Source organism: Chroococcidiopsis sp. CCALA 051 (genome assembly GCF_003015105.1).
In the GTDB taxonomy this organism is placed as follows: domain Bacteria; phylum Cyanobacteriota; class Cyanobacteriia; order Cyanobacteriales; family Chroococcidiopsidaceae; genus Chroococcidiopsis; species Chroococcidiopsis thermalis.
Genome location: NZ_PYCI01000044.1, coordinates 38458 through 45367 on the forward strand (window position 1 = coordinate 38458; position 6910 = coordinate 45367).

Sequence of the window (6910 nt, forward strand, 5' to 3'; positions counted from 1 at the left end):
AGTGGTTCATTGGTCAATGGTAATTGGTCAACGGTCATTTATCGTACAGTAAATATCAATGTCTTACCCTTACTACAAAAACCATGACTCAGCTCGACCGAGCAGCTATGCAAGCTCGAAATAAATTACTCGCTATGTTTTTACTACTCTGCATTTTAGACGTTACATTAGCGATCGCAGTACGGGACAGGTGGGCTATCGGTCGTATCTTACTAACAATTGTCGTGATGTATTTTGTGATGCAGGGGCGAAAATGGGCAAAATGGCTTCTAATTGGTATCTGTAGTTTGTTTGTTGTCAGTCTAATCGCAGTGATTGTGGCACTGAGTTCAAGGCTTTCTACTATTTCGATCGTTGGAAGTTCAATCGCGATCGTTCTCAGCGCTATTATTCCCGTCTATATGGCAAGTAGCAAAGATTTAAATCGTTATTTTGCTTATAAAAGACAAGGTTATTCCCAATAGACTCGATAGTATATCGTTAGCTACTTATCGACACTCTACAAAAATGAAAAAACCCAGCTGGTCACTGGGCAGATGCATTATTTGGATGAAATAAACTTAGCTTCCGCTAGAACTTTGGCTCCGTATCGCAGGTCAAAGGACAAGCTGCATAGACGGAAGTATCAATGTCATCTGCCTCGCCATGCAGCCAGCTCAACCATTTAACTTCATGTGGGTGAATTCCTTTCAAAGTCAACATGCTAGCTCCAATCAGCACTGCCAAAACGTTGAAACCAATTACACTTCCTGCTACTAATAAAACCGCACTTACTGGCATCACAGATTGCAGTACCATCGACAACAAGAAGGCTACTGTAGCCATCAAAACGACTAAAGGAAAGCCCACAACGAGCAAACAAACTGCTAATGTGAAACTCCAGATTAAAAAGCTTTTGAGTGTAAATAAAGAAGAAGATGTCCCTAAATTGGAGCTTTGAGTTAAAGCCATAGTTTCTCTCCAAAGTCAATGCAAAAATTCAGATTTGTAAAATTCTGTACGCCGAGTCGGAGCCAGTTAAGCCCTATTGAAAATTAGTATACAGATACCCATAGATAAGATGATCGGATAGTTATTAATCTTTACACTAGATAATTTCTGTTTATAAATCCGAACGGAAAAGCATATGAAAACGCTTTGCAAGTCACAACATCTATCTTGAGATATATAACCTCAAAGTCTTTTAGATACTAGCTTTCACAAAGATCGAGCGATAAATCTTTTGTGAAGCAGAACCACGAGTCAATCCAGAAAACGATCGCACCCTTATTGGCTTAACATTTCGTATAAATACAGCGGTGGTTTCTCATAATTCCTCCCAGACTTATTGACCAAAAAGAAAGCGATCGCCCACCTTAATTCCTCATTTTGATAATCGTTAGATTAAAACTATCCTCAAAGCAAGTTCATGAATTTTTATAACTAGCGAGGTGGAAGTCAAAAATTAAAAGTCAAAAGTCAAAATTAAGGAGTCAGGCAACAGGAGGAAGACAGTCAGAGAGACAAGGGGGACTTGGGAGACACGATCGAGTTACAAGTCACAAGTCGCGCATTCGCAATTAATTCCGAATTCCGAATTCCGAATTCCGAATTCTCCCCACACCACGTACCACTGAATAACTGATAACTGATTAGGGGAAAACTAAACGTGTAATCACACAGACTTGAGGCATATGACAGAACCCCAACGTCAGCCAAATTATCCACCTCCCGCACCCCGCGTTCCTCCCATACCACCACCACCGCAGCGAATGAATTCCAGTGGAGATACGGGAGTGGTGAGTTCGACGCAGCCAATTCAGCCGATCCCCAGCACCCATGTAGCGGTGAATGTGACAGGGGTGAATTCGACGCAGCCAATCCAGCCGATCCCCAGCACTCATGTAGCGGTGAATCCGCCGGAAGAACCGTTACCCTTGCCATCTACAAGTCCTCGTCTCAACGTACCTAGACCAGCACCACCTAGTGCTGTCCGTCCTAGACAAAGTAAAATTAGTAACGCGCCTACATTAGAACAATTGGTACGAGAAGCATACGATCGCGGTATTTCCGACTTACATTTAGGAGTAGGTGAAGTACCGCGCTTTCGCGATCGCGGTCAGATTATACTTACCGATCATCCCCCGATCGACGAAGAGATTTTTTTCAGTTGGCTGCGAGAAATTCTGAGCGATCGGCAAATCGAGCAATTCAAAGAAGATTTAGAATTTGACGGTGCAACCCAATATGAAGGATTGGTGCGGGTACGGATCAATATTTTTGTTGCTCTGAATGGTCCAGCAATGGTACTGCGGCTGATTCCGTTAAAAATCTTAACAATGGAACAACTGAATTTGCCACAGGTATTTAGAGATCTATGCCACTACCACAAAGGATTAATTTTGGTGACAGGACCCACAGGTTCGGGTAAGTCTACCACGATGGCAGCGATGATCGACTTTATCAACAAGACGATGCCGAAGAATATCATTTCAATTGAAGATCCAGTTGAATTCGTGCATGTCAGTCAAAAGTCGTTGATCAAGCAACGGGAAGTAGGAATTCATACATTAAAATTCGATAACGCCCTCAAAGCATCCTTACGAGAAGACCCAGATATCATTTTGATTGGGGAAATGCGCGATCGCGAGACAGTGAACGCAGCCCTCAAAGCAGCACAAACCGGACACTTAGTATTTGGTACGTTGCACACAAACAGCGCTGTAAAAACTATCGAACGGATCTTGAACCTTTACAATCCCGAAGAACAGGGACCCATGCGAATTCAGGTGGCTGAATCGCTCGTAGCAGTCATCGCTCAAAGCTTAGTTCGTACTACAGATAGCAAACGAGCAGCCGTACACGAAATTATGATTAATACAGACGCAATTAAAGATTACATTATACGTAATCAGGTTGAAGAAATAGAGGCAATTATTCCTCGTTGTGGCTTCGAGGGTATGTGTACCATGAACCAGTCTTTGTATCAGCTATACGAACAAGGACGAATCACGGAAGAAACAGCCCTAGAAGCCTCACCCAAACCTAATGAAATGGCTATGACCCTCAGAGGTCGAGTCTAGGAAGAGGGGTGAGGAGCGAGGAGTGAGGAGTGAGGGAAATTTTAGATTTTGAATTTTGGATTGCTCATTTTGAATTGCTCCTCTGCTTCCTTGTCTCCCTTGTCTCCCTTGTCCCCCTTGTCCTTTACCTACCCCCGCTAAAATTGAGTCATTCTAGTTCGCTCCAAGTATTTAAAGGCATCGCCCTGTTTACGCCGGGGGGGGATCTGATTTATTGTATCGATCGCTCTAAACAGCAGCGCTGGCATTTACAGTTATGCATGGAGCTACAACAAATACTAGGACTGCCAGAGCCACCCCACTTTCTCGTTCCTTGCTACACAGCAACGCTAGATTGTTGGTTAGATCCACAGACTCAGCACATCCAAACCTTTGCTGAAGCTTATCCATTAGTGATGCGCCATCAGGCATTACTCAATGCAGTTTTTGATGTCGGAGAATTAGTGTGGCAGGCAGCTCCTTGGTCGGAAGAATTTTGCGATCCGATCGCATTAGCTACCTATCGCGCTTGTTTTCCCCAATTGTGGGACGATCGTGGTTTGATCGTGCGGTTCGATCCCTCCACTGCTACCCCACATATGAGATATGATGCGACTGCTAATTTCTCTCAGACGGAGCTAAAAGCACCGGAAATAGAAACCACAGTCACAGCTACAGAGGCAACCCCAGCAGAATCTCAATATTCCGAAAAGCTAGGTTACGTGCTGCGCTTATTTGTAGCGGGACACAGTGTAAATACCGAGCGAATCCTTCAGACTTTACATCAGCTGCTAGAACAATCGCTACGCCATCCTTACACCTTAAAAGTTGTCGATGTCTTTAAACATCCAGAGCAAGCCGAACTATATCAAGTTTCTGCTACCCCTACTTTAGTCAGAGCGTGGCCTCACCCAGTCCGAAGACTCGTAGGTGACTTAGATAACACGGCTAAGATTTTGAAATTGCTGATATCGCCGGAATTGTAGGAGACAAGGGAGAGGGGGGAGACAAGGGAGAAAGAAATTTACAATCTCCACACCCTACACCCCACACCCCACACCCCACACCCTACTCCCTACTCCCTGATAACTGACTAATCCTGCTGGTGGGAGAACAAGTAAGCACCGTAAAGAGATAAGGCGATCGCGACTATGAATAAAACAAGAATGCTATACCAAGGAAACTGCGATAGTGGTAAATACGCAGCCGCTCTTAGCCCAATACTGGTGTAGGTTAGTGGTAAAAGGTAAACAACCACTTTGAGGAAACCTGGTAGCGTCCCAGGCTCGAAAAATGTGGCTCCCAGGAATGACATTGGCACGATGAGAAAGTTGTTAACCAAACCTACGCTTTCGAGCGATCGCACCTTTAACCCAACTATTACCCCCAACCCAGCAAATACAGCACAGTTCAAAATTAACAGCAGCCAGAACAAGGGATTGAGAAAACTCCAAACCTTACCAGTAAAGATCGCCGCCACTAAAACCACCGCCGCTGAAGTCATTAACCCCCTCACAACTCCAGCTAGCATTTTACCCATGTGTAAGGCAAGGGGATGAACGGGGACTAAGAGCAATTCCTCAAAGGTTTTGGCAAATAGGCGATCGCCACAAATTGAAAATGTCGTGCCACCAAAGCTAATGGTCATGGACGATAGCGCCGCCATTCCAGGCAAGATAAACTCTAGATAGCTATCACCTACAGCAGGCTTGGGCAACGAACTTCCCAAACCCAGACCAAACGCCAAAATATAAATCAAGGGCGACACTAAGCCTGAAGCAGCAACTTGGGCAATCCGCACTCGTAATTCTAGCCAATCGCCCCAAAATATCGTTAAACTATCTGCTATCAGGGTTTGTAGATAACTCTTTCTTGCTTTTAACGTGCCAACTTGAAAATCCACTTACTTTGAGTCCGAACTACGAATTCATACTTCTTAATTTTATGAAAAATCAGGGATCGGGAAGTCGGGAAAGAGAGTGACTAGTAGCTAGAATTGCTTCCTTGTCTCCCCTGTCTCCCTTGTCTTCCTCGTCCCTAAGTCTTTCTTATCCCTACACCCTACACCCTACACCCCTATCAACGATGAGACGTAAAGCTACTACTAGAACTGCACCTGCTCCGAAGTCTTCACCAGTCAAAACTGCCTTTAATTACCTTTCGGTTATGGTACTGGCGGCTGTGTTGATCTTAGGAATTGGTATTGGCATTGCTTTTAGTTCCACGACAATTACCGATACTCGAAACGTTGCCTCTCGCGAGTTTATCGATCGCGCCGCACCTAATGCCGATCTGTGCGTGCAGTATGGCGCTAGTGCAATGGTCATGGATACTAGACTATTTGTTTCTCTCAACCCCTTCAACGTGTATGTATCTCAGCCTAGTATGCGCCCAGGTTGCGTGCTGAGAACCAACAGCTGGAATCTTTTAGAAGACCGTAAATTAGTGACTAACGAACAAGTGCGAGATTGCAAAAACCGAATGAATACGTTTGGTTTTACGGGAGATTTAGGCACTTCTCCAGAAATTAATTGCGTTTATCAAAATGACGGAGCCAAGAATTTCTATCTGACGCAATCTGGCGGTACGCCTGGTCAGACCGAACAATTCTAAAAGCTTAAAAAAGGCTAATAGGGTATTTATGGGGGCGTGCAGCTAGCTGTACGCCCCCTAAAACTAATGAATTACTGCAAGCGATGTCCGCAAGCAGAACAGAAGCGATCGCTCGGACTGACTTCCGTACCGCACTGACTGCAAAAGCGGTGCGTACCTGAGACTGCTTTATCCATGCGCAGTTCCATGTTACCCATGCGCATTTGCATTGGATTCATACTCATTTCCATGTCACCCATTTTCATAGGCTTCATTGGCTCCATCGGTTTCATCGGCTCCATTGGCTCCATCGGTTTCATTGGCTCCATCGGTGGCATCAATGAGGTAGGAATATAATCGATCTGCTGTAGTTGGATTTGTTGAGCGCCTTGAAGTGACGGAGATTCAGCCATCATGCCCATACTATTACCCTGGATTTGGATAAAGTATTGTCCTTGACTAGTCGTAATTTTGACGACTACACCGCTAGCATTTCGGAATGATTCTGGGGATGCTGTCCAACTTCCCGTCACAAAACTTTGACTCGATTGTTGCTGCTGTCCGAGGCTACTACTAGCAGTAGTCACAATTGTTTGCTTACCTTGATTGTCGAGGTAGGCTCTTTGACCCGTGCCAATCTCGCATACGTAAGCCATGAGAACCTCTTTACTGATTAATTCCTAATTACTATTATTATCTAATCTTCTTGCAGTTAAAGAGCGATCGCTTAACATTTATCAGTTAACAGGGAGCAGGGAGTAGAGGGCATTACTCGTGACTCGTGACTCGTGACTTGATTGTGTTTCCCTTGTCCCAATTTTGACTTCTGACTTTTGACTTTTGAATTCTCTTCTCGCTACACTCTTCTATAGAGCTGAATCTGTAATCTTTCTCTTCCTGGAATTTCCCTTTCTAGATCCACAAAAGTTTTTTCCAGCTTGTAGTTTTGTCGAAGATAGTTTTTCATTCTATCTAAAATATTTTTATTTTCAGTGCGATCGCTAGACACGATCGCATAAAGTGGTTTTTTTGCCATAATTGTATCTAGCTCTCTAGCCGGATCTCGATCGGTGATTTTTGCTAGTTTTGTGGTGATAAATAGAGGAAACGCATATCTAGTTGGTACTTGAGCTGGTACTAAGCAGTAAATTACTGCGTGATAGTTAAAGACATATATATAATCTGTAGAACTCACTCTTTGATTCAAGTATCGAGCAATTGCAGAGGGAGTATTTCCCCAATCTTCTATTCCTTTAATACCGCGAAAGTATATATAC

At 44.1% G+C, this 6910-nt stretch carries 8 protein-coding genes; 4 read left to right on the top strand and 4 right to left on the bottom strand.

The features are described 5' to 3' along the window. Nucleotides 1-83: 83 nt before the first annotated feature. Nucleotides 84-464: a hypothetical protein gene (locus C7Y66_RS13050; RefSeq protein WP_015155198.1), complete on the top strand. Its 381-nt coding sequence runs from the start codon at nucleotides 84-86 to the stop codon at nucleotides 462-464. 106 nt (nucleotides 465-570) lie between these two features. Here C7Y66_RS13050 and C7Y66_RS13055 read toward each other — a convergent pair whose 3' ends face one another. Continuing rightward, entirely contained in the window at nucleotides 571-951 is a 381-nt protein-coding gene (locus tag C7Y66_RS13055; protein ID WP_015155199.1) for a hypothetical protein, read from the bottom strand. Nucleotides 952-1673: 722 nt separating this feature from the next. Between C7Y66_RS13055 and C7Y66_RS13060 the strand changes: the two genes are divergently transcribed. Further along, nucleotides 1674-3062, top strand: coding sequence for a type IV pilus twitching motility protein PilT (locus tag C7Y66_RS13060; RefSeq protein ID WP_106545910.1), 1389 nt, complete (start codon nucleotides 1674-1676; stop codon nucleotides 3060-3062). A 143-nt stretch (nucleotides 3063-3205) separates the two neighbouring features. Continuing rightward, complete coding sequence (locus C7Y66_RS13065; protein WP_106545911.1) at nucleotides 3206-4027, top strand: circadian clock KaiB family protein; 822 nt, start codon at nucleotides 3206-3208, stop codon at nucleotides 4025-4027. A 107-nt stretch (nucleotides 4028-4134) separates the two neighbouring features. Here C7Y66_RS13065 and C7Y66_RS13070 read toward each other — a convergent pair whose 3' ends face one another. Then, entirely contained in the window at nucleotides 4135-4944 is an 810-nt protein-coding gene (locus tag C7Y66_RS13070) for an ABC transporter permease (RefSeq protein ID WP_015155202.1), read from the bottom strand. 182 nt (nucleotides 4945-5126) lie between these two features. Here C7Y66_RS13070 and C7Y66_RS13075 point away from each other — a divergent pair, with 182 nt between their 5' ends. Then, nucleotides 5127-5654, top strand: a complete 528-nt coding sequence (locus C7Y66_RS13075; protein WP_015155203.1) for a DUF3172 domain-containing protein — start codon at nucleotides 5127-5129, stop codon at nucleotides 5652-5654. A gap of 71 nt (nucleotides 5655-5725) precedes the next feature. Here the strand turns inward: C7Y66_RS13075 and C7Y66_RS13080 are convergent, their stop codons facing one another. Together C7Y66_RS13080 and C7Y66_RS31070 are read right to left on the bottom strand one after the other, a co-directional pair. Beyond that, entirely contained in the window at nucleotides 5726-6289 is a 564-nt protein-coding gene (locus tag C7Y66_RS13080) for a zinc ribbon domain-containing protein (protein ID WP_106545912.1), read from the bottom strand. A 200-nt stretch (nucleotides 6290-6489) separates the two neighbouring features. Continuing rightward, nucleotides 6490-6910 (bottom strand): hypothetical protein (locus C7Y66_RS31070; protein ID WP_158265916.1); only part of this gene is annotated, 421 nt, incomplete at its 5' end.

Bases quoted from the DNA above. Each gene is read 5' to 3' on its own strand.
- C7Y66_RS13080 (WP_106545912.1), bottom strand. From the start codon at position 6,289: ATGGCTTACGTATGCGAGATTGGCACGGGTCAAAGAGCCTACCTCGAC.
- C7Y66_RS13055 (WP_015155199.1), bottom strand. From the start codon at position 951: ATGGCTTTAACTCAAAGCTCCAATTTAGGGACATCTTCTTCTTTATTT.
- C7Y66_RS13060 (WP_106545910.1), top strand. From the start codon at position 1,674: ATGACAGAACCCCAACGTCAGCCAAATTATCCACCTCCCGCACCCCGC.
- C7Y66_RS13075 (WP_015155203.1), top strand. From the start codon at position 5,127: ATGAGACGTAAAGCTACTACTAGAACTGCACCTGCTCCGAAGTCTTCA.
- C7Y66_RS13050 (WP_015155198.1), top strand. From the start codon at position 84: ATGACTCAGCTCGACCGAGCAGCTATGCAAGCTCGAAATAAATTACTC.